The following is a 20,946-nucleotide window of genomic DNA, read 5'->3' as shown; positions in this document are numbered from 1 at the left end:
GCGTCTCCTGGTCTCAGTCGGGCAGGGCGATGGGGCCGATTTCGGCGAACACATCGCCAGGGCCTGGGTTGTCGGGGTGGGTGCTGCCACCGAAGTGGTTCATGATACCCCACACGGCATTCAGCGACGTCTGTACCGCGCCCTCGACCCAAGCTGGGGTCCATGACACGTCGTCTCCTGCGATGAATATACCGCGCTGTTCGGCCGGCATGTCCTGCTGCATGAAATGCGCGTACATGCGCTGGTTGTAGCGGTAGTGTCCTGGCAGCGCGCCCTTGAACGCCCCGAGGAAGTGCGGGTCGGCTTCCCAGGAAATGGTGATCGGGTCGCCGATGATGTGCCCGGCGATGTCGGTCTTGGGGTAGATTTTCCTGAGTGCATCGAGGGCCAGTTGCACGCGCTTTTCCACGGGGTGTGGCAGCATCTTCAGCGCGTCGCTCATCCAGGCGTACGACAGGCAGATCACCCCGGGTTTGTCGTCTCCGTTGTCGAACAGGTAGGTGCCCCGGGTCAGACGATCGGTGAGGGTCATGCTCATGAGGTCGCGGCCAGTTTCCGGATCTTTGTCCTTCCAGAAAGGACGGTCGACCATGACGAAGGTTTTCGACGACTGCATGTAGCGGGTGCGATCCAGGGCCATCCACATCTTCTGCGAGAACAGCGACTCTTCGCAGTCGATCTGTGTGGTCAGCAGCCAGCTCTGGCAGGTGGCGAGCACGGCGCTGTAGTGGCGGGTATCGCCCCAGTTGTCGGTCACGGCCAGGCGGCCATCGGCGGCGCGGGCTATGCGCTTGACCCCCGTACGCGGCGCGCCGCCATGCAAGGTGCTCAGGCTGGTGCCCTCTGGCCAGTGGGCGCAGCGCTCAGGTACATGACGCCAGATGCCTTGGGGCACTTGTTCGACACCACCGACGACCAGGTGCTGGTGGTCGTCGCAGTTGGTCATCACCACGCGGAAGATTTCCAGCATCGAGTTGGGGAAGTCCGAGTCCCAGCCGCCGGTGCCGAAGCCAACCTGACCGAACACTTCACGGTGCTGGAAGCTCAGCTTGGCGAACGAGCGCGAGGTGGCGACGAAATCGTAGAAGGTGCGGTCGTCCCACAGGGGCACCAGTTTGTTCCACAGTTCTTTCAGGCGAGGTACGTCGCGGTCGCGGATCGCTTGCTGGATATCGGCGAATTGGGCACCGCTTTCAAGCGCATCGGCCCAGGCGTCGGCCACCTCATGGAACAACGCGGGCAGGTCGGCTGGCTTTTCGGCGTAGTAGGTCTGGCCTTCGAGGTCGATCACCGTGCTGCCCGAGGCGGGAGTCAGCGGGTTGGGGAAGGGTTTGGTCTCAAGGCCAAGCTTGTCCACATAATGGTAGAAGGCCGTGGACGACACCGGAAAGCGCATACCGCCCAGCTCAGCGATGATCCCATCGGTGCCGTTGAACGGCTGGGAACGCAACCGTCCACCCAGCTTCGCGGCTTCGTACACCACAGGCTTGAGACCCAGCTTCATCAGCTCGTACGCCGCCACCAAGCCAGCGATGCCGGCACCGACGATGGCGACTTCCTCGCCATGGCGCTCAGGCGGAATGCTGCCCAGGCCGGCGGGGTGTTCCAGCCAGTTGTCGAAGGCGAAAGGGAAGTCTGGGCCGAAGATGGTGATCGGTTGCTTGCCGTCGGCGGGGTGGCGGTTTTTCTTGTTCATAAATGACCTTGCCAGAGGGCTGCGCGAGGGCGGAGCCTGAGTATAGGAGATGGCTGGAGGTCATTTTATGGCGAGGGGTGTTCGTAATTAAGATGCAGAGTGGTGGCGGTATGTAGTTATGTTCGTCTAAGTGACGGGAGTTCTTCTACTTATGACGAGGATGGCGATAACCAAGTGCAGCGAACCGATAGGGGTGCGTTCCTCCACGAAGCATGCACCACGGTGTTGGGCACCGGCTGAGCCCAGGTTCGCGGGCAAGCGGGCAGGCCAGTCGTGTCAGACGGGCTGCCCACGATCGACCTTGCTGCTGAGGATGATCGATGTTGTGGTCTTCTCCACGCCCTCCACGTTGCCAATTTGATCGAGCAGTTGGTCGAGCTGTTCTGGCGAATCGCTGCGCAGCCAGGCCACATAGTCGAACTCGCCACTCACCGCGCACAGCTGCTGAACTTGCCCCATGGCCCCCAAACGCCGCACCACCTCTTTGCCGGACCGTGGCTGCACCTTGATGCCCACATAGGCCTGCAGACCACCGCCGACCAAGCGCTGGCCAAGGCGCACGCCATAGCCGGTGATGACCTTGTTCTTCTCCAGCCGCTCCAGCCGTGAGTTGACCGTGGTGCGGGCGATGCCGAGCTGACGGGCGAGGGTGGCGACGCTTTCGCGTGCGTTGATCTGCAGAAGCGCGATCAGTTGGCGGTCGATTTCGTCCAGGGTAATGGCGCGGGAGTCCGACATGGTGAGTCTCTGTGGTGGGCGCGTTAGCCTAGCCAGCCAGAGGTGGCAAGGGCAAGGCTGGCGACATGTCCGGGATGGGCATTGAACCTGAGCCGAAGTAGTGCCGCCATCCACTGATGGGCAATGGATACGAAAAAGCCGCGCTGATGCGCGGCTTTCTGGTACTTGGTGGGCCCACACGGACTCGAACCGTGGACCAAAGGATTATGAGTTGCTAGCTGTAACACTATGCTTAGCGTAGAGAAAGGAAGTGTACCGTAGGTAGAAGGGGAAAAAATCTAGATTTATCAGAAGGTTGTGTAATTTTCGCGTAGCTGATTTTAGCTGAGCAGTGTACCCGTGGTGTACCGAAAGGGGCATGCTCAACGGGTAGATCATCCTAGAAAAAAAACTGCTGATCCCGTAAACTGGAGCGTTGACTGGCTCCACCTCGAAATTTACGTAGATGGTTATCAGTCCCTCATCAGCCCAAGCTTAACGTGGCATGCCATTCTAAATGACTGATCTGACGATCCCAACCCCCAGAGTACCGCTGCCTGCGTCCGAGCGTAAGCGTCTTGGTGCGTTCTACACACCCGAAGAGCTCAGCCAAATTCTGACAGATTGGGCAATCAGGTCCCATACAGATCTCGTTCTCGAGCCTAGCTTTGGCGGTTGCGGATTTCTGGTTGCCGCTAGGAGGCGTCTACTTGCACTAGGTGCGAACAATCCTACTGAGCAGATCTACGGCTGCGATATAGATGATGGGGCTTTTAAATTTTTAGCAGAAACCTTGGGGCCTGGAAAAGAATACTCAAATTTCCTGCATAAAGATTTTTTAGAAATTCGAGCGCAAAATGAATGGCCAGTACTATTTGATGCTACTGTAGGTAATCCGCCTTACATACCTTATCAAGCTATTTCAGGATCAAAAAGAAAGAACTTGATTGAAAATGCAAGCGCTATTGGGGTTTCTTTAGGTGGTAAGTCGAGCTTGTGGGCGCACTTTTTGTTTCACGCTGTCTCTTTTGTTGCGCCGAATGGCCGTATGGCATGGGTTCTGCCAGGGTCTTTTCTTCAAGCGGACTATGCAGTGAATATTAGGGGTTTCTTGTCAAAAAGTTTCAGTGATGTCCTGTGTGTCTTAATGCATCAACGCTTTTTCAAAGCTGAAGGAACGGAAGAAGAAACGGTTGTGCTATTGGCAAAAGGTCGCTGTAATACTAGTCCTCAAAACATACCTAAATTTATTGATGCTTATGATCTTGGTGAGCTGCAATGTGCAATCTCAGATTGGGAATCTGGTAGTGCCGTAGGTCGTCCGTTAGTAGGAAGACCTTCGCTGTTAAGTGTTGGTCAGAATGTTTTTGATGTTTATTCGAAAATCGAAAAGCTGGGGATCTGCTCGAAGCTGGGAAGTCTATTAGATATAAAAATAGGATTGGTTACAGGCGATAATAAGTTTTTTGTGATTAATCAAGAGGCTAAGTCGGCGGCGGGGCTAGCCAGTAACGATGTTGTACCTGTCTTGTCGAGATTCAAGTTTGCTAAAGGGCTAACGTTTGACTCCGATGACTTCAATGAACTGATAGGTAAGGGCGAGCGAGGTTACTTGGTTAACTCCGCTAAATCCCCTTTGAAGGGTACAGGAATTTACCGTTATCTGAACAGCTTCGGAGAAGCTGAAAGGGAAAAGGTTAGTACCTTTAAGAAGAGACTGGTTTGGCATGCGCCTGATGATGGGAAAGTCCCGGATGCATTTTTTCCTGTAATGAATCACCATGGGCCTAGATTAGTGCTAAATAATTTAGGTGTTAATTGCACTAATACAATTCATCGCGCTTATTTTAAGGTGGCCATGTCGGATCACGAAAAAATGTTGACCGCCTTGTCTTTGCTTACAAGCTTCTCTCAGATATCTGCAGAATTTGTAGGGCGTAGGTACGGATCTGGCGTTCTAAAACATGAGCCCCGAGAAGCTGAAAAGATTTTGGTGATTTTACCTAAAGGTATATCGCCAGAAGTTCTCGATCAAGCGCGCCGTAGAGTTGATGTCATGCTACGTAATGGACTTCATGATGAAGCTTGTGAGTATGCCGACGAAGTAATTTTCGGCTATGTGGAAAATGGAAGATATATAAGTAATATGTTGGCGCTAGCTCTCTGCAAGGTCAGAGAGCTACGGAAAACCAACCGCTATCGCTCAGGAGTCTGATCTCCATTCTGATGCCCACATTGAGTGTAGTAGTGTCTTGTTGCTGATGGCAAAGCTTGAGCTCATCTTGTTGAGGTAGGCGGAGTAGCATAGCCTTTGCCCAAGATGGACAGCTTGGCACCAACTAGGATCTTCCCTCAGCTCAGTCCACTCGTCTGGGTAGAAGTTAGCGGCGGTAACCTCGCAAAGCAAAATCACATCCATGGGAGGATGGCACCAGCGAGGCACCTTAAGTGGATGGTCTTTTTCTCTATGGCCCTGTACGTGACCTCCAAACTGAATATGAGTTAGTGGCCCGCTCTGCATGCCGTCTTCTTTTTCGTTTGCCAAATCAACATGCCAACGAGCGACGGGTGCTTGGTTCTGATCTACTATCTCTATCGCAATATCAAAAGCCGTAAACGGTGGGTACTCAGGATGGCGATAGTTTACATCAATGCCTTCGCACACAATTCGAGGAAATATAGGTTCTCCATTTTTGTCCTCTGTTTCTTCAAATATGATAGGATTGCTTCGATCGATCTCTAGAGACCATTCAGTTTTATCTTTGAATCTTCCTAGTCGTGCCGCTTCCGTAGTCAATGCCCCCATCCCTTGTGAGGTAATTAACCCCCACTCCCCGAGTTTTACTGCGACTGTATTCAAAGCCTTAGCCATAGCTTTTGCAGAAATGGGCTCACCACAAAAACTAAAGTTAGAATTTTGGACTGCCTTCCTGTCGGACAATTAATCTCGCTCCTTGCGCTTGACTTCGTCGTACAGCCCGATATCAATTTCGTCGATATTCAGGCATCGCTCAAGATATTTATCTGTCTGAATGCAGTCCCAACAGATACGGCGACGTTGCGCGTGTCTAGGACAGGTAGGGTCGTATGCTGATAAGGAATGTCTGATTTCCGCTGGCCTATCGCACGAAGCGCAGCTGAATATGAATTTTTCGTCCGAAGAATTATTCCAAGTGGATTGCGCTGGCTGGAAACTGAGCCCAGTCTTCTCATTCAATATCTGACATTTTGCATTTCCGGTGAGATTGGATGCGCGCTTCTGCAATATGCTTTCAGCGAACGCGTCGAATCGGTGGGCAAGCCAGCGTGGCCAGCCTGAGCTGAAAATCCCGCTGTAGGCTATGTCATGTTTATTTAGAAGTGCCTCAAGCATCGAGCGGCCTGACTCGTCGATCCCTAAGCGAGCGAGAGCTTCGGAGGTATTTATGAGAATTCCGTTTCTTTCTATGACGTTCTTTAGAATAACTCTAGCTGCTATATGCGGCGCTCCCGCTTCATGTAAAGTCACGGTTATGTCTTGGTTAGAGAAATAGTCTAGGTCATCAGCTTCGACGCCAAAGACGCTCATTCGGTCGCCGCTCCAGCATGACTTCAGAGTCTGATAGCCTTCGCACAAAGAAATAAGTTGAGTTTGAATTAGTTTGCGATCTGTCGAAGCTCGGTCTTTTCCGTAAGCCACATCAAATAAGTCATGGGCTGTTCTATCTGGTCTAAAGAAATTTCTGAATTTATCTTCGGCTGAAAGTAGTACGATAGGAAAATCTTTCTCCGGGGAAGCCATAGCTTTATCCCGCAATAGTTGAGCTAAACCGCTGCCCTTATAAGCTTGCTCTGGGGAGATCATTGCTGGGTTTTCATCCAGCCTGAAGTCCAAAAGTACAATGTCCGAGTTGGAATTGAAAAGAGTGTTTGTGAGTGCCGTTGCCTCGGAAACATTTAAGTACTCAAGAGAGAGCCCGCGGCCCTCCTTAGAGGAAAGAAGACGGGCATAAACTGCGTCTTCTTCGGTATCATCTACGAGATAGCCTTTAAAACTCATCGAAAGCTCCTTGTTTTTTCAGGGCCTTAATTCTAACTTCGAAGCAACAGTTGTAGCCCTCGCTAGGAGGTACCAGTTTCACCCCACCACCGTAACTATGAGCAATATCAGATATGATTTTCAAACCCAGACCGGTTCCGGGGCCAGCGACTGTATCGTCCTCAATTCCAACGGTGGTGGTGAAAAAGGGATCAAAAATCCGATGTGTAATGTCCTCAGGTACTCCAGTTCCGTTATCCTCAAAGTGTATCACTACATCACCATAGTCTTCGAAAGCGTATATTCTAATTTTTCGATCCGGCTTTTTGGACTTTTTGATTGCTTTGATTGAGTTTGTCATTAGATTCAGCAAGATCGAGTCAATCTCGCTAGAATGCATGGCGATGGTTTGGAGGTTCTGTTGGGGTATTTCTGTTGTAAATAAGATATGCTGTCGTTCTATATATTTTTTGAATTGTTCGACAAAGCGCTCAATGACGCCTTTTACTGAAAGCTCTCGGAGCTCTCTACTTTCGGTGCTACTCATCAGGCCAGCAATATATCCGCCAAGGTCAAACATTCTGTTTGTAGCAGTTTTTATCCAATCTATACCTTCCGTTAGCGCGATTTTCTCAACGCCGTCAGGTAGATCTTCAGTGATTGAAGAAAGGTTAGCGATGTTCGCAGAGACAGAGCTGCGTACACCTTTAATTTCATGGCTGAATACGGTAATTGATAAACCTAGTGATGCGAGAATCCTAAGCATTTCTTCATACTTCAAAGATTCTGCTTGCTGCTGCTCCACTCGTTCTTCCCAAGCTTCAGCCTCTGCTTGGGCTGCCTCGAGTAAAGTTTCGGTCTTCGCTCGGTTTTCTTCCGCGGACCCTCCTTGCGATCCTTTATTTATTTCGGCTCTAATAGAATCAATTATTTCTGTAGGTTTTCGTATTACTTTGGATACAAAGTCCTTTTGGCTTGCTGTGGTTTTACGCTCCCGCGCCTCCGCTACCCTCTTTACACCCCATTCGACAGTGGTTCTAACAAATTTTTGAAGTTCACTGAACGCTTCGTTTTCAATGATTCCCTCTCGGCTGCTAGTTTCTTCAAAGAGGGGGTTAAGTTCGGCGTCTATTTCGACATGCCCGAAGAAGTTTTGATTGTTTGCGGGCACTAAGAGTACCCGTCGGCCAGTGTCATGGTCCAGACCTAACCAGTCATCTGATCTTTCTCCATAGGGTAGAACTCGGAATCCATTGCGATAAATCCGTATTCCTCCATACTTGCTAGCCATTTCTGATGCTGTGTTTTTACTAACGCCAGATAACATGCCTGGTAAGTAAATGAAATATTTGGTAGCGAACGAAATAGGGCCGGTAAGAATGAATTTCTCGTCAAGACTTTGAGAGTCATCAAGCTCTAGTTTGGTAGAGTTTACTCGAATAGAGGCGTTGCCCTCAGCATCAATGGTGCCACTGATTTCAGCTAGAGCGTGTTCAAGAAATGAGTTATCAATTGATAACTCAGTTGTTTGATGTTTGCTACTGATCCCATTTATGATTACTTCGAATCCTGGATCGATTTCAGCTGGGATATGGTCTGCGCGAGTGAACTTGTTTTTAATCTTGAATGGTGGCTGAAGCAGAACTATTGCTTTCCAAGCCCGCTGGAGAGCTGCCGCTGTCCAAGCTTCTCGAAGCCCATTAATGGTCAGTCGTGTCAGTTGAGTGCCTCTGTCTTTCGGGTAGGTTTCGACACTGCTAAAAATGTCCGATAGCGACTTCCCATCCGTAAACGATTTATCCCAATTAAAGGTAACACGAAGTCCTTGGTCACTACCCTTGATCTCTGTTTCAAGTATCAAGCTTTTTCCTAATCGTTGCACGGCAAACCTACCGATGCCCTTCCTTCCAGCTCTGATGCGGCCATAGTTAGGAGAAACCGGATTGTCTCGCTTATTTATTGTGGATATTCTCATCCAAGCATCGCGCACAATCTCTAATGTCATCCCCGCGCCGTTGTCCTCAATTACTAGCGTTCCGCCGGGTGCATCAAAGTTTGAAAAGCTAACTATTACTTTTGATGCTTCCGCATCGTATGAGTTCTTTATGAGCTCTACAAGCGCAGTCTCCTGTTTCGCAACTAACTCCAGGCCTAAGCGTTGAATGTGAGCGGCGTCAACGCTGAACCTTACATTGCTAGGATCTGAATCGACCTCATCCCTGCTTAGCTTCTCAATTAGTCTCCAGTCGGGCTCCTGCTTTTTTAACTCTTGCTCAATAATTGATCTGAAATTGGTCTGGTTATCCATAGTCTGAGTCATGTTCCTTGTGCGGTGTGCTATGAGGGCCATTGGCGCTGCGCCTTCATCAGCTGGTATGGAGCGTTGGCTAAATGCCATCTTCACGTCCAAGGGCGCTTTTGCCTAGCATTTTTTGCTCTTGTTGGTCGAGCGGATCAGACCTGATCCCAGGCGTGAGGTCATCGAGGTTCAGCACGATCTCGCCACCAAGCACCCCGCTGGGAATCCGTATGCCGACCTCCCTTGCGTGTCGATCAGTCTAGAGAGAGTTACGCTGGGTTCCAGTACGCCTAACGCACGATGAGCCTCGGCCATTGCTGCTTTTTCTTTGAGAGATTTCTGCGAACCGTAAGCACATAGCTTCCGCTCTTCGCCTGTATATTTGCCTAGCACATGACATGTTGATGAGCTCCTAGCGCTGTATGCCGTCCGGGGTCCTAAATTTATTCGACATAGGAAGTGCCTAATTAATGACTTGTATAAAATCTCAATAATTACACGCTAGAAAATGTTCTCAGAGATGCAAATGGTATCAATGCATTTTGGGGGTGGATCAGATGCAGGGAGTGAAAGGATTGAGCGCCCTGTTTAAAGGGCATACACGCTGTGCTTTGGTGATGGATCGATCGCGGGCTATTTATGAGTTGGTTGCCAACGCTCACCGAAGATACTAAGAGCGGGAATTGAGCACTGTGCCGCTTTCATTCCAATTATCAGCAAATAGATCCACGCATACTTGGAGTGGGTGTGTATAAATGCGCGGGCACTCCGTCGTCAAAGGGGCGGGTGAGTATCCGGCACATCTTGCTATATTGCACTCATACCCCGGCATCACTCGAGGCTCCAGCGCTCAAGACTGGCTCGGATCGCATCACTTACGATATCCGTATGCTTGTCGATAAGACGGCTAAGTGCAACGATCCGCTCCACGGTGATCGGCTCGTAATGGCCTTCATTCAAACGCCGGGCAATCTGGTTCAGGTTTCTCCCCAGGGCAAGCAATTGATAGTTGGATTCACCTAGGGCGTCGATTTCTGACATGCTGAACTGTGGTTCATGCGTAAGCCCTGTTCGGATCGCATCGACAATCCAGCGGCGCATTGAACAGCGTTCAGTGCTTGCCCGATCTTTGATGGCCGCTTTTTCTGAGGTCGTAAGCAGGATTTCGAAACGCTCTTTCGGTTCCTTGACAGACTCTGTTTGCCGATAGGTTTTCGGCTGGGAGTTCGCTTCTGCTTTGGCTAACTGCTGCTCGATGGCCTCTTTAATGGCTGCACCGGGTTTCTTTCCAAGCGTGTTGCAGTAGTCAACCCAAGGTTCCTTTACCGTCCCTAGGTAGACGTTCAGATAGGATTTTTTTTGAACCATATAACCCTCCAGCAACAATAGCTGCGCTCAAATAAGCAAGCAGCGCATGCGCGCGTACTTTACCGGCGATTAGCCTATCCTGCAGTAGTCATTCGTTGCAATGAAATTTAGTCATGACGAAGAAATGGGATGTATGGCACTTCTAGATATGGGGCCAAAGTGAGATAATGCATTTCGCCAAAATGTAATGTTTTGGTTTGTTAGATGAGCACTGCAACCGCCTCGCTGATGCCATAACGCATTATGGGCGCGGCCCTTAAAAGACGGGGCCTACACCGGGTAAGACTGGCGCATAGTCACCCCAAGAACGGTATAACCGTGCCGGGTGCGATTCCTAAACAGATCGACAGGCCGGACAGACGGCTCAGTGTTCACCATTGTTCAATGGAGAGATGGCTATGGATCTGTTTATACGTCCAGCCTGGAAAGGTGTCCGATCATTTGGTTTCGCGACAATATTTGCGTCGCTGATGTGTTCACAGCAGAGTTTCGCGCAAATTCCCGTAACCGTTACTACTCAAGTTACGGATTCTCCTATGACTGTTGCCGAGTTCGCGTCTAACACGACTCGCTGGGCCCAACAGGTTCAGCAGATGGCGTCTCAGATTGACCAGATGAAACAGCAGTACGGTGCGCTCACGGGGTCGCGTGGGCTCGGTCGAGTATTTGATGATCCGCAGCTACGAGAGTATCTGCCTCAAGACTGGCAGGCAGTGTATGACGCAGTGAAGCATGGCGGCTATTCAGGCCTGAATGGTCGTGCTGGTTCGATCTATGCGGATAACAAGGTGTTCGATGCCTGCGAAAACCTGGCTCAGGATCAGCAGCGCGATGCTTGCCGAGCACAGGCGGTGAAGCCGTCGCAAGATAAAGCGTTTGCTCTGGAGGCCTATGACCAGGCCGAAGCCCGACTGCGCCAGATTGACCAGCTCATGGGGCAGATCAATCAAACGCAAGATCCCAAAGGGATCGCAGAGCTGCAGGGTCGCATCGCTGCAGAGCAAGCGATGATCCAGAACGAGCAGACCAAATTGCAGATGTTCCAAATGGTCGCTGAGGCCGAGGGCAAGATTCAGGAGCAGCGGCAACGGGAACTGAATGCCCAGGTGCTCGACAAGAGAGGCTACAAGAATCGCGCATTGCTGAACCTGGGGGGCAACTGAAATGATCTCGTACGCTCATATCCTCCCCTTGGTCGTGTGCTTCTTCATCCTCACTTCCTTACGGCGATTCTGGATTTGCATTGGCCGGTTCGGGGCTTTGAAAGAGGTGTCACGACGTGCACCTGAGTTGATCCAGAGCGATCTCCTGGCGGCATCGGCCGCGATCATGCCTTTTGTATTGGCGCTTGCCGATTGGCTGCAGATAGTGCCGCCCCGAGCAACTGGGTCAATCTCCCCAGCGCTCGCCGTTTTGATCTCGTTCGCATGTGCACTGGGTTCGTCGCTATTGATTTCGAGGTCCGAATATCGCATCGCGGGTAGTTGGGCAGGGACAAGGGAAAGCGCGTTGAGAACGCTTGCAGCACTTCAGATTATCAACGCTGCTGAGCTGGCCTATTCGCTGAAGTTTGCTGGGGAATTCCGCACGGAGGCGGAGCATGTGCTGCCTCGTGATGTGAATGGCACGGATCAGAATCGGGAGGGCCGGAAATGACAGCCTCTCGTTTCCCAATTGTTGTTTTATTTCTGCTCACGGGCTGCGGGGCGGATGAACCGGTCCATTCTGTTGATTGGTACAAAGCCCACAGTTCGGAAAGGGATATTCGTATATCGGAGTGCGAGCGACATGCTGGGACTCTGGCCCTTACGCCGAACTGCGTTAATGCCAAGCAGGCCAGGAATGAGCAGCAGCTTGATCAGCGCGGCTATCGGAAGCGTGAAATGCTGAATTTGGAGGGGCAATGACCATGGAGTCCAATTTTTACGAATGGGTAGGTGGCTCAATCGACTCGGTGTTGAACGGCTACGTGCAACTCATGGCATATGGTGTCATTGATAACTCCTCGGGCTTGTTCGTTGCTGGCGGTGGCCTTTTCTTCATGATCCTGGGCCTTCTGTCAGTCGGTGGCTTCATCGAGCATCCTCTCCCGCATGTCTTCAAACTCATGTTGAAATGGGTATTCATCGGCGCATTGGCACTCAATGCTGATACGTACCTTGGTTGGGTCGTGGAAGCGATTCGCGGCCTGGAGGTTGGCTTGGCAGATGCGTTCTCGCCAAATGGCAAAGGTGTGGCTGCCAAATCGGTGTATCAGGTGATTGATAGAGCCATGACCGATGGATTTGATATCGCTTCCGATCTGATTGCTCGCGCCGGACGTCGTGGCATGACCGAGATAGGCATGATTCTTTATGACTGGCTTATCGCTGGAACGATGCTCATCGCAACATTCCTGATTACGCTACCCGCTGGAGCGATGATCATCACAGCCAAGGTGCTGTTGGCATTTTTGCTGGGGTGCGGCCCGCTCTTCATCGCACTGTTGCTGTTCGGTCAGATGACCAGCAAGTGGTTCGACCAATGGTTCGCCCAGGTGATGACCTACATCATTCAATGCGCAGCGATCACGTCAGTGCTTACGCTGGGGATGAAGTTCTTCTCGACAATGCTGGCTGATGTGCAGCCCACCGCTGGAAACGGTCCAGCGACCGACATGCTGGAGATTCTCGCGTTGAGTGGGATCGTGCTCTACATGGTTTATCAGGCTTACTCATTGGGAGGCCAGCTTGCAGGTGGTCTGTCGTCCAGTGCGATCACATTGCGGCAGATGACTCAGGCTGCGTTAAACCCAGCCAAGGCGGTCTTCAACACCGTTAACCCGATGTCAACGCGCCGTGACCTGCAGTCGGGCATGATGACCACTGCAAGAGGTTTGAATCATGTGATCGCAGGAAACAGCGTTTGGAACCCAGCCTATCGGCAGCATGTCATGCAGAACCTGGGCAAGAACTGGGGCAGGGCGAGAGGAGGGAGGGTCGGTAGTTAGCGACCAGATGTCAGAATTATGGACCCTGCTGCGCGCCCTGACGGGCTTGCCCAAAGGGGCTCTGCCCCTCTGGACTTCCCGCCCTCGCCGGTAGCAGGGGCGGCTGGGAAAGGCATCCAGCAGCCCCCGCATATAGGATTGGAGGTGCGCAGCGTCAAGGGTTCGCTTCGCCGTCATCCTCGCCCGGTCCCGTTTCACGGGCTGCGGCCTCCGGTGACGCCCTTGACCCTCGTTTATCTGTTCAGCGCTGAAATTGTCTTGCTTTAATCACCGACACGAGGGGAAAGCCCGTGAATACTTCGGAGAGCATCATCATCACGAGTGCTGAGCGGGAGCGGCGTCGGAAAGCTGTCGAGTATGCTCGTGCATCAATTGTACTCGAGGGCTTTGCACTGAGCGCAGATGAAAAGCAACGCGCTCAAGCCTTTGTGAACGGTGAACTCACCTTGGCAGAATTTGCTTCAGCCACCATCGATGAATAGCTGGAAGCTGAGTCAAGGGCATCACCGGAAGCCGCAGCGGAGCGCAGCCCAGAGGGCGAGCACCGAACGGATGAGGATGATGGGCGTAGCCGTACCCTTGATGCAGCTGTAAGCGACCAAGCCTAGCGACAGGGGAAGGAACAAGGCGAAGCCGCCGGACCTGCCCCTGCCGCCCGTCCGGCAAGGATAGGACGCGGGGTGCAACCGAAGGGGTTGCCCAAGCGAAGCGCGGAGTGCTGTGTTTTGTGTTTAGTTGGCTACCGCACAGGATGGTAGCAATCCCTCGGCTTCTGATTCCTTTAAGACCTACTGGTTAAGGTCCGACACCTAAGAAACCGCTTACCGACACTTAACGGTAACGGTTCACAACGGCCCGACCACGTGCCTGTGGATAACTTCGAAATCGGGGGAGTTATGGGGATAGCCAGAGAGGAAGGGGGTTGGTTTCGGCCGGAGAACGTTGTTTTGAGGCTGTTTCTAGCCTCTTTGACGCCTTGCGAGCGTGGGGAGGCCTGCCAGATAAGGCTAGGCGGTGAGTCGTCCTGCTTTGGCTGTCTTGGCTGTGTAGCGTTGCCTGAGGATCTGGTCAGCTTCGGCGTTTACCTCTGCCGCTGTCTTACCTGGGTTCGCTTTCAAGATCGCTATCGCCAGTTCGGTGCGTGCTAGGGAATATGTATGAGCGTCAGCCCCTGCAGGTATGGCCTGGGGAATTTGTGGTGACCTAAAGGCCGCTGTAAGCCCCGTGGTGGCCTTGGCTATCGTTGGCTGGGAGTGGTCACTTGCTGATGTCTTCACAGGCTTCGGGTTTTTGATGCCCCCAATTACCAGCCTGTTGCGGGCCCAACTGGTCATGGTGCCGCCCGCCTTCTTGATCTTCTTGGCCAGTCGATCTTTAGCGCGCTCCGTTTCCCTTTCCAAGCGCTTACCGAGGCCAAAGGCGGTGAATAACATTTTGTTCACCGCCTTTACTGCCGCCAGGCCGCGATAAGTGCCGTCTTCATTCAGCTTTCGCGGCTGGCTGCAGGTGATGAGGTTCGCACGCTTTAAGTCGGCCATGGCGCGTTCTGCGCGGCGCATGTGCAAGCCTGTGTATTCGACTAGATAATCTAGGGTCAGTGACATAAAACCATGCTTCGTCGGCACGCCGCAGCGTAGCGACACAAGGTCTGTATAGGAAACGATGACCGCCAGCATCAGAAGACATGCTTCGCGGCGTTCGCTGCGCTGCTGACGGCCACCGGGGTTGTGGTTTGCATTGCGGAGAGAGGGCAGGACGGCGGGTTTGATGTAGTAGCGTTTAACCCGTTCTTTGAGTTCGGTCAAAATGCCGGGTAGAGCTTTTCCAGGGCTCACAACGTCATACACCAGCTCCAGACGCGGGGTTTCTGGCGAGTGGCCGCAATAGTTACCGCCGTGATTAACACGATGGGTATAGGGCCTGCTGCGTCTTCCTGATTGAGCTACGGAGATTGAACCCATAATCCCGCCATTCGGCGGTGAGTGATAAAAGCCGCATTCTTTGACTTGTGCGAAGTCGAAGTGCTAGCCATAATCGGCTCACCTTCTTTTGTAAATCGAGTAGGTTTACGAACAGGTTTCTACCGTCGAAAGAGAAAACTTGTTCTGAAAAATCCGAGGAGCCCGGTTGCCACACCGGGCTTTTTGGTATTTGCTATGTGGTTGCTGTAGCTTGGATTAACGGCATGTCTGATATCAGGAAGAGCTTCATGCCGTTCGATTAGTGATAGTAATTTTGTGTAATGTCGGTCGCTGGACCTAGTGTTTTCACTAACCGAGAGCTTTGCCCAGCCCAGGTCCAAAGCGTTGGTCATTCCAGATTCCCATCTAAGCCTAGGGCGTCGTTTACTTGAATTGTGCGGAAAAACACTCGGCGTCCAATACGGATTACCGTTGGCTTCAATTTTCGCGACAGATCGGAGTCGTTGTACATGGCGACTCTAACCCCTTCTGGAGAGCGTCCCAGTATCGCAGCGATGTCTACGATGCTCATAAGCGGACCAAAGCGCCCAAGCAAATACTGTTCGGTCGTCATTATCAATCAACCATAGTTGCTAATAGTTAGGCGTATCTTTGGGGGCTTACAGGGAATCGTCAAATGGCTACGCCTTGGTTTTCGACCAAGGCGCATGAGTTTGGATTGTTGGGGTTACTTATCTGTATTTGCCAAATTATGTAACTTTGGTAGCAGGTGCGTCTGAGATAGCCAATGAATACAGGGGTTGGGCCGATATCTATCACGGGAGCAAAATTGATAGAAATTATTTTTTATTTATTTTCCTGACTTTCAAGCTATCAAGCCTCACCACAAGATCTTCCGCACGAAGATGCGTATATCGCTTCAACATTTGCATTGACTTATGGCCGCTGATGCTCGAAACCTCTTGGTCTGAAAGCCCACCTTCCACCAATCGACTGACTGCTTCATGGCGAAGGTCATGGAAGCGGAAATCTGGCATGCCCAGCTTAGATTTGAGCAACCCCCAGATTTTCGTGAATGCATAGGGGCGTCGTTTTCCGTCTTTTCCGGGTTCGCCAAAGAAGATCAGATCACAATCGATGGGTCGCACAGGGTTTTGAAGCGCTGCTTGGAATGCGGCAGCAGCGAGCTTGCTAAGGGGGACGGTCCGGGCGCTGTCGTTCTTCGTTGTCACAAGGCGCGCTACACGCTTTTTGACATCGATCTGATGCCGACGTAGCCCTGTGATTTCAGACGATCGCATACCGGTCTCCAAAGCGATGCTGACAATCCACCCGAGCATAGGGTTGCTGTGCTTGTTTACAGCTGTCAGTAATCGACGCTCCTCGTCTGCCGTGAGGCGACGATTTCGGCCCTCCCCTGGGCTCGGCTTCCGAATGTTGAGCACTGGGTTGAATGTGAGCCCAAGGCCCCATTCCTGAATGGCTACCGTGAACAGATGGCTGAGCAAAGCCAACTCCAGCCGAACGGTATTGTTGCTCACTGGTTTACCGCGGCTGGTCAACGAACCAAGTCGAGTATCGCGATAGTTCGCAATCACCTCTGACGACAGGGCTGCCAGCGAGTATTTGCCCAGGTGCTTGATCAACTGCTGAGCCTTGGTCGCCTCGGCCTTCTGCGTGGTGGGCTTTTTGGTAGGGCTGACTTCGCGCAGATATCGTTGCAGCGCATTTTCGAGTGTCAGTCGCTCTGACCCGCTGCGCTGGATATACACACCCCGCACCATTTCATCTTCGGTACGTCGTGACCAATCCTCGGCGTCGCGTTTGGTGCGGAAGGTTTTGGCGTTGGTCGGCCATCCGGTCTTGCGGATGACGGCCTTCCAGGTGCCGGCAGGGGTTTTGACGATTGTGGCCATCTGAAGGACTCCAAAGGCGTGCAAGCGAAGCCGCACTGTACCTAATTTGTACCTTCGGACCATAGGACTGATCCGGCTGCCACAAACCCAAAAAGCCGAAAGCCGCGTAATACGCGGCTTCAAGGTTGGTGGGCCCACACGGACTCGAACCGTGGACCAAAGGATTATGAGTCCTCTGCTCTAACCGACTGAGCTATAGGCCCTCAGAAGGTGGGCGGATTATAACGAGGGTTTTGAAAGCGTGCCATCCGAAAGATCGGACAGTGCTATGCGAAGAAACGTAGCAGCGAACTCTTCCGGGGACAGCGGCAGGCTGACGATGTAGCCCTGGATCTGTTCGCAGCCTTCGCTGGCCAGGAAACGTTGCTGGGCCTGGCTTTCCACACCCTCGGCAATGATGGTCAGTTGCATGCTGCGGCCCAGGGCAATGATGGCGCGGGCGATGGCCGCGTCGTGCGGGTCGTCGGGCAGGCCGCGGATGAATGACTTGTCGATCTTGAGGATGTCCAGCGGCAGGCGCTTGAGGTAACTGAGCGAGGAGTAGCCGGTGCCGAAGTCATCGATGGCCAACTGTACGCCCAGTTGCTTGAGCTGATGCAGCACGGCCAGGGCTTCTTCAGCCTGGCTCATGATGAAGTTCTCGGTAATCTCCAGTTGCAGGTCGCCGGCCTTGAGCTGGTAGGTCTTGAGCAGGCTTTCGATGCGTTTGGCCAGGCCGGGGTGGCGGAGCTGGGCGCCAGCCAGGTTGATCGACAGTGGGCCGAAGGCGCTGTAGCGCTTCTTCCACGCATGCATCTGCCGGCAGGCTTGCTCCAGCACCCAGTCGCCCAGTTGCAGGATGGTGCCGTTTTCTTCGGCCAGGTGGATGAAGTGCTCCGGCGGAACTTCACCGAAGGTGGGGTGGCTCCAGCGCAGCAAGGCTTCGGCGCCTACCAGGCTCTGGGTCTTTAAGCTGAACTTGGGCTGGAAGCTCAGGCTCATTTCGTTGCGTTCGATGGCGCGCCGCAGTTCGTGCTCCAGGGCGATGCGCTCGCTGGCCTGGATAGTCAGGTCGCGGGTGTAGGCCTCGACGCGGTTGCGGCCTTTGGCCTTGGAACGGTACATGGCCGCGTCGGCATTGCGGATCAACGTGGCGACGTCGGTGCCGTCCTGCGGATACAGGCTGATGCCGATGCTGGCACTGGTGAAGAACTCATGTTCGCCTGCCTGGAACGGCGCGCTAAAGCAGGCCAGCAGTTTGTTGGCGATGGCGCTGGCGTCGCTGGGTTTGTGCAAGCCTGGCAGGAGAATGATGAACTCATCGCCGCCCAGCCGCGCTACGGTGTCGACATCGCGAACTTGCTCCTTCAGGCGTTGTGCGATGCCCTTGAGCAGTAAGTCGCCGACTGGGTGGCCAAGGCTGTCGTTGATGTGTTTGAAGCGGTCGAGGTCGAGGAACAGCACCGCACCCTGCCGGTTGGAGACTTGCGCGCAGCTCAACACGGCTTGCAGGCGGTTCTCGAACAGGGCGCGGTTGGGCAGGCCGGTGAGTGGGTCGTGGTGCGCCTGGTAATCAAGCTTGGCCTGGGCGTGCTTGAGGCTGGAAATATCGGCGAACACCGCGACAAAGTGAGTGATCTCGCCATCGCTGTTGCGCACGCTGCTGATAGTCAGCCAGCCTGGGTACAGCTCGCCGTTCTTACGCTTGTTGTAGATCTCGCCTTGCCAATGTCCCTCTGCGGTCAGCTGGTGCCACATGGCTGCGTAGAAGGCGCTGTCGTGCTGGCCTGAAGCGAGCAGGCGTGGGGTCTGGCCGAGGGCTTCGACTTCGCTGTAGCCGGTAATCTCGCTGAACGCGCGGTTGACCGCGCTGATGTGCTGGTCGGTGTCGGTGATCAGCACGCCCTCTGCGGTGTTCTCGAACACGGTTGCGGCCAGTTGCAGCTTTTCCTGCATCAGGTGGCGTTCGGTGATGTCACGGGCAATGGTCAGCATGCAATCGACGCCAGCGATCGGCAGCGGACGCGCAGAGAGCTCGCACAGGCGAATCTGCCCATCGCTTCGGCGGATCAGGCAGCTGAAGTCGCGGACGAAACCATCGCGGTTGAGCAGCTCGATCAAGCGCTTGCGCTCGTTGAGGTCGACCCAGATGCCTAAGTCCAGGGAGGTCTGATCGATGCTGGGGGTAAAGTCATAGCCGGTCAGGCGGCAGAAGCCCTCGTTGACCTCGATCAGCAGGCCATCGCTCTGGCGCGACAGCAGCAGGCCGTCAGGCGATGCGTGGAACGCTTTGGCGAACTTTTCTTCCGAGGTTTGCAGTTGTTGCTGGGTTTCCTTGAGTTGGCTGATGTCGCGCACGGCCACGACCAATGCCTGGGTGCCGTCCAGGTCGAAGGTTTCGGCCGATGTCAGGCCTGTGAACAGCTGGCCATTGCTTCGCCTGAAGCTCATTTCAAGGTTGCGGATGCCGCCTCGATGCAGGCGCTCGAGCAGCAACGGGCCGGTTCCGTCGACGCCCCACAGGTTCAATTCGGTGGCGGTGCGGCCGATCACCTGGCCGGGTGGCAGGCCTATCTGTTCCTCGAAGGCTTCGTTGACTTCCAACAGGCAGCCGTCACTGTGGCGGGCGATGAGCAGGATGTCGGGGCACTGCTGGAAGACCGAGGCGAACTTCTGCTCGGACAGGCGCAGGGCATCTTCGGTGCGCTTGGTTTCGCTGATGTCGATCATCAGCCCACGCATCAGTGGCCGGTGGCCGTGCTCGATCATACTGACGATGTTGCGAATCCATACCGGTTGCCCGTCAGCTCGCATCACCCGGTAGTCCAGGCTGTGGTCGCGGCCCGCGGCAGTTTCGCTTTCGCTGAAGGCCTGGGCCCACAGTGCGTCTTCAGGATGCAGGATGCTGCGCCAGAACCCGGGTTTGAGCCAGTCGTGCAGAGGGTAGCCGAGCAGGTTCTCGGCATGGGGTGAAACGTAGCTGTAGGTGAAATCGTTCGCGTCGGCTTCCCAGGCAATCGCCGACAGGCTCTCGACCAGCCCGCGATAGTGGTACTCACTGCTGCGCAGCTCCTGCTCCAGTGCAATGCGACGGGAGATCTCCGAACTGAGCCGGCGATTTACACGAATCATCGCAGCGAGTATGGCCACCAGGATCAGCACACCTGGCAGGCCATAGAGCAGCATGTCGTGCCAGAAGGTACGCTGGTCGACCACATTGCCAACCCAGCGCTGCTGGATTTGACTGACCTCGCCGCTGGACATGTCGGCCATGACCTTGTCGAGAATGCCCACCAGGATCTTCTTGTCCTTGGGGGCTGCCATTGCCAGCTGGTAGCGATAGGGGGTTTCGCCGCTGACGTACAGGCCGTCGAGCTTCAGCTGGCGCAAGCTCCAGATGCTTGAGGCCAGGTCGCCGACCACTGCGTCCACTTCGTCGGTGGCCAGGGCCTGCAATGTCGAGCTGACATTGGGCATGGCCACCAGGTTGAGGTCTGGGTGGTGGGTGCGCAGCAGCTCGTGGGGCGCGTAGTTTTCCACCACGGCAATCTTCAGGCCGTACAGGTCCTTCAGGGTGCGAGGTTGCGGCCCGCCTTCATGGGCAAGAATGACGATGGGGAAATCCAGGTAGGGGCGGGTGAAAGCCAGGTAGTCCTGACGCTCAGGCGTCGACATGATGCCGGGTAGCAGGTCGATGCGACTGGTACGCGCTTGCTCCAGTACTTCGGTCCAACTGCTGGGCTCGATGGGCTTGAGCGCCACTGCGAGGCGCTCCTGAATCATGGCGATGTAATCGGCGGCCAATCCCTGGTATCTGCCCTCCTGGTCGCGGAACTCGAAAGGTGGCCAGGAAGCATCGACACCCAGCCTCAGCTGCGGGTGGGCAGCAAGCCAGGTCTTTTCCTCGTCAGTCAGGGTCAGGGCGCCGGCCGTTGTGTTCCAAAGGATAAGGAGCAGCAACAGAATGGCCGGCATAAGCGGCATAGCGGCCTCGCATTCAGGTGATCTGAAGTCGAGTGTAGACGGGCATTTCGTCTGGGGT

At 53.8% G+C, this 20,946-nt stretch carries 15 protein-coding genes and 1 tRNA gene; 6 read left to right on the top strand and 10 right to left on the bottom strand.

The window, feature by feature from the left end:
• Positions 1-13: 13 nt before the first annotated feature.
• Together IF103_RS22445 and IF103_RS22440 are read right to left on the bottom strand one after the other, a co-directional pair.
• On the bottom strand, positions 14-1,696 hold the full coding sequence (locus IF103_RS22445; RefSeq protein WP_027907307.1) for a flavin monoamine oxidase family protein: 1,683 nt from the start codon (positions 1,694-1,696) through the stop codon (positions 14-16).
• Between the two features lie 276 nt (positions 1,697-1,972).
• A complete protein-coding gene (locus tag IF103_RS22440) occupies positions 1,973-2,434 on the bottom strand; it encodes an Lrp/AsnC family transcriptional regulator (RefSeq protein WP_202675684.1) in 462 nt (153 codons plus the stop codon).
• A 496-nt stretch (positions 2,435-2,930) separates the two neighbouring features.
• Here IF103_RS22440 and IF103_RS22435 point away from each other — a divergent pair, with 496 nt between their 5' ends.
• Positions 2,931-4,628, top strand: coding sequence for an HsdM family class I SAM-dependent methyltransferase (locus tag IF103_RS22435; RefSeq protein ID WP_202675683.1), 1,698 nt, complete (start codon positions 2,931-2,933; stop codon positions 4,626-4,628).
• Here the strand turns inward: IF103_RS22435 and IF103_RS22430 are convergent.
• The 4 genes from IF103_RS22430 to IF103_RS22415 form a co-directional block, all read right to left on the bottom strand.
• Entirely contained in the window at positions 4,617-5,354 is a 738-nt protein-coding gene (locus IF103_RS22430; RefSeq protein WP_202675682.1) for a hypothetical protein, read from the bottom strand. The genes IF103_RS22435 and IF103_RS22430 overlap by 12 nt on opposite strands.
• Positions 5,355-6,452 (bottom strand): hypothetical protein, encoded by a 1,098-nt coding sequence (locus IF103_RS22425; protein WP_202675681.1) that lies wholly within the window; start codon positions 6,450-6,452, stop codon positions 5,355-5,357. It abuts the gene before it with no gap.
• Positions 6,442-8,739 (bottom strand): sensor histidine kinase, encoded by a 2,298-nt coding sequence (locus IF103_RS22420; RefSeq protein WP_202675680.1) that lies wholly within the window; start codon positions 8,737-8,739, stop codon positions 6,442-6,444. The genes IF103_RS22425 and IF103_RS22420 overlap by 11 nt, the downstream gene beginning before the upstream one ends.
• Positions 8,740-9,561: 822 nt before the next feature.
• Positions 9,562-10,098 (bottom strand): MobC domain-containing protein, encoded by a 537-nt coding sequence (locus tag IF103_RS22415; protein ID WP_202675679.1) that lies wholly within the window; start codon positions 10,096-10,098, stop codon positions 9,562-9,564.
• Positions 10,099-10,496: 398 nt separating this feature from the next.
• Here IF103_RS22415 and virB5 point away from each other — a divergent pair, with 398 nt between their 5' ends.
• From virB5 to IF103_RS22390, 5 genes are all read left to right on the top strand, one after another.
• Positions 10,497-11,261: a P-type DNA transfer protein VirB5 gene (virB5, locus tag IF103_RS22410; protein ID WP_252189418.1), complete on the top strand. Its 765-nt coding sequence runs from the start codon at positions 10,497-10,499 to the stop codon at positions 11,259-11,261.
• Positions 11,262-11,388: 127 nt separating this feature from the next.
• Positions 11,389-11,754 (top strand): hypothetical protein, encoded by a 366-nt coding sequence (locus IF103_RS22405; RefSeq protein ID WP_252189417.1) that lies wholly within the window; start codon positions 11,389-11,391, stop codon positions 11,752-11,754.
• Complete coding sequence (locus IF103_RS22400) at positions 11,751-12,005, top strand: EexN family lipoprotein (RefSeq protein ID WP_060538272.1); 255 nt, start codon at positions 11,751-11,753, stop codon at positions 12,003-12,005. The genes IF103_RS22405 and IF103_RS22400 overlap by 4 nt, the downstream gene beginning before the upstream one ends.
• Positions 12,002-13,087 (top strand): TrbL/VirB6 family protein, encoded by a 1,086-nt coding sequence (locus IF103_RS22395; protein WP_252189416.1) that lies wholly within the window; start codon positions 12,002-12,004, stop codon positions 13,085-13,087. Before IF103_RS22400 ends, IF103_RS22395 begins: the two co-directional genes overlap by 4 nt.
• 290 nt (positions 13,088-13,377) lie before the next feature.
• Positions 13,378-13,569, top strand: coding sequence for an antitoxin VbhA family protein (locus IF103_RS22390; RefSeq protein WP_202675677.1), 192 nt, complete (start codon positions 13,378-13,380; stop codon positions 13,567-13,569).
• 525 nt (positions 13,570-14,094) lie between these two features.
• On the opposite strand, the gene IF103_RS22385 is transcribed toward IF103_RS22390, so the two are convergent.
• From IF103_RS22385 to IF103_RS22370, 4 genes are all read right to left on the bottom strand, one after another.
• Positions 14,095-15,048 carry a hypothetical protein gene (locus IF103_RS22385; protein WP_202675676.1) on the bottom strand — a complete coding sequence of 318 codons (954 nt, stop codon included), beginning with the start codon at positions 15,046-15,048 and terminating at the stop codon, positions 14,095-14,097.
• A gap of 800 nt (positions 15,049-15,848) precedes the next feature.
• The gene (locus tag IF103_RS22380) at positions 15,849-16,925 is read right to left on the bottom strand and encodes a tyrosine-type recombinase/integrase (protein WP_202675675.1); all 1,077 of its coding nucleotides are present in this window, start codon (positions 16,923-16,925) and stop codon (positions 15,849-15,851) included.
• A gap of 126 nt (positions 16,926-17,051) precedes the next feature.
• A tRNA-Ile gene (locus IF103_RS22375) sits at positions 17,052-17,128 on the bottom strand.
• 16 nt (positions 17,129-17,144) lie between these two features.
• Complete coding sequence (locus IF103_RS22370) at positions 17,145-20,888, bottom strand: bifunctional diguanylate cyclase/phosphodiesterase (protein ID WP_023382689.1); 3,744 nt, start codon at positions 20,886-20,888, stop codon at positions 17,145-17,147.
• Positions 20,889-20,946: the final 58 nt, after the last annotated feature.

Origin of the sequence: Pseudomonas sp. SK2 (genome assembly GCF_016772395.1) — a bacterium.
Taxonomy (GTDB): Bacteria; Pseudomonadota; Gammaproteobacteria; order Pseudomonadales; family Pseudomonadaceae; genus Aquipseudomonas; species Aquipseudomonas taiwanensis.
Note: the sequence above shows the minus strand (reverse complement) of the source record. Positions and strands in the feature narration are given on the sequence as shown.

Bases quoted from the DNA above. Each gene is read 5' to 3' on its own strand.
- IF103_RS22445 (WP_027907307.1), bottom strand. From the start codon at position 1,696: ATGAACAAGAAAAACCGCCACCCCGCCGACGGCAAGCAACCGATCACC.
- IF103_RS22440 (WP_202675684.1), bottom strand. From the start codon at position 2,434: ATGTCGGACTCCCGCGCCATTACCCTGGACGAAATCGACCGCCAACTG.
- IF103_RS22435 (WP_202675683.1), top strand. From the start codon at position 2,931: ATGACTGATCTGACGATCCCAACCCCCAGAGTACCGCTGCCTGCGTCC.
- IF103_RS22425 (WP_202675681.1), bottom strand. From the start codon at position 6,452: ATGAGTTTTAAAGGCTATCTCGTAGATGATACCGAAGAAGACGCAGTT.
- IF103_RS22420 (WP_202675680.1), bottom strand. From the start codon at position 8,739: ATGGATAACCAGACCAATTTCAGATCAATTATTGAGCAAGAGTTAAAA.
- IF103_RS22415 (WP_202675679.1), bottom strand. From the start codon at position 10,098: ATGGTTCAAAAAAAATCCTATCTGAACGTCTACCTAGGGACGGTAAAG.
- virB5 (WP_252189418.1), top strand. From the start codon at position 10,497: ATGGATCTGTTTATACGTCCAGCCTGGAAAGGTGTCCGATCATTTGGT.
- IF103_RS22400 (WP_060538272.1), top strand. From the start codon at position 11,751: ATGACAGCCTCTCGTTTCCCAATTGTTGTTTTATTTCTGCTCACGGGC.
- IF103_RS22395 (WP_252189416.1), top strand. From the start codon at position 12,002: ATGACCATGGAGTCCAATTTTTACGAATGGGTAGGTGGCTCAATCGAC.
- IF103_RS22385 (WP_202675676.1), bottom strand. From the start codon at position 15,048: ATGGGTTCAATCTCCGTAGCTCAATCAGGAAGACGCAGCAGGCCCTAT.
- IF103_RS22380 (WP_202675675.1), bottom strand. From the start codon at position 16,925: ATGGCCACAATCGTCAAAACCCCTGCCGGCACCTGGAAGGCCGTCATC.
- IF103_RS22370 (WP_023382689.1), bottom strand. From the start codon at position 20,888: ATGCCGCTTATGCCGGCCATTCTGTTGCTGCTCCTTATCCTTTGGAAC.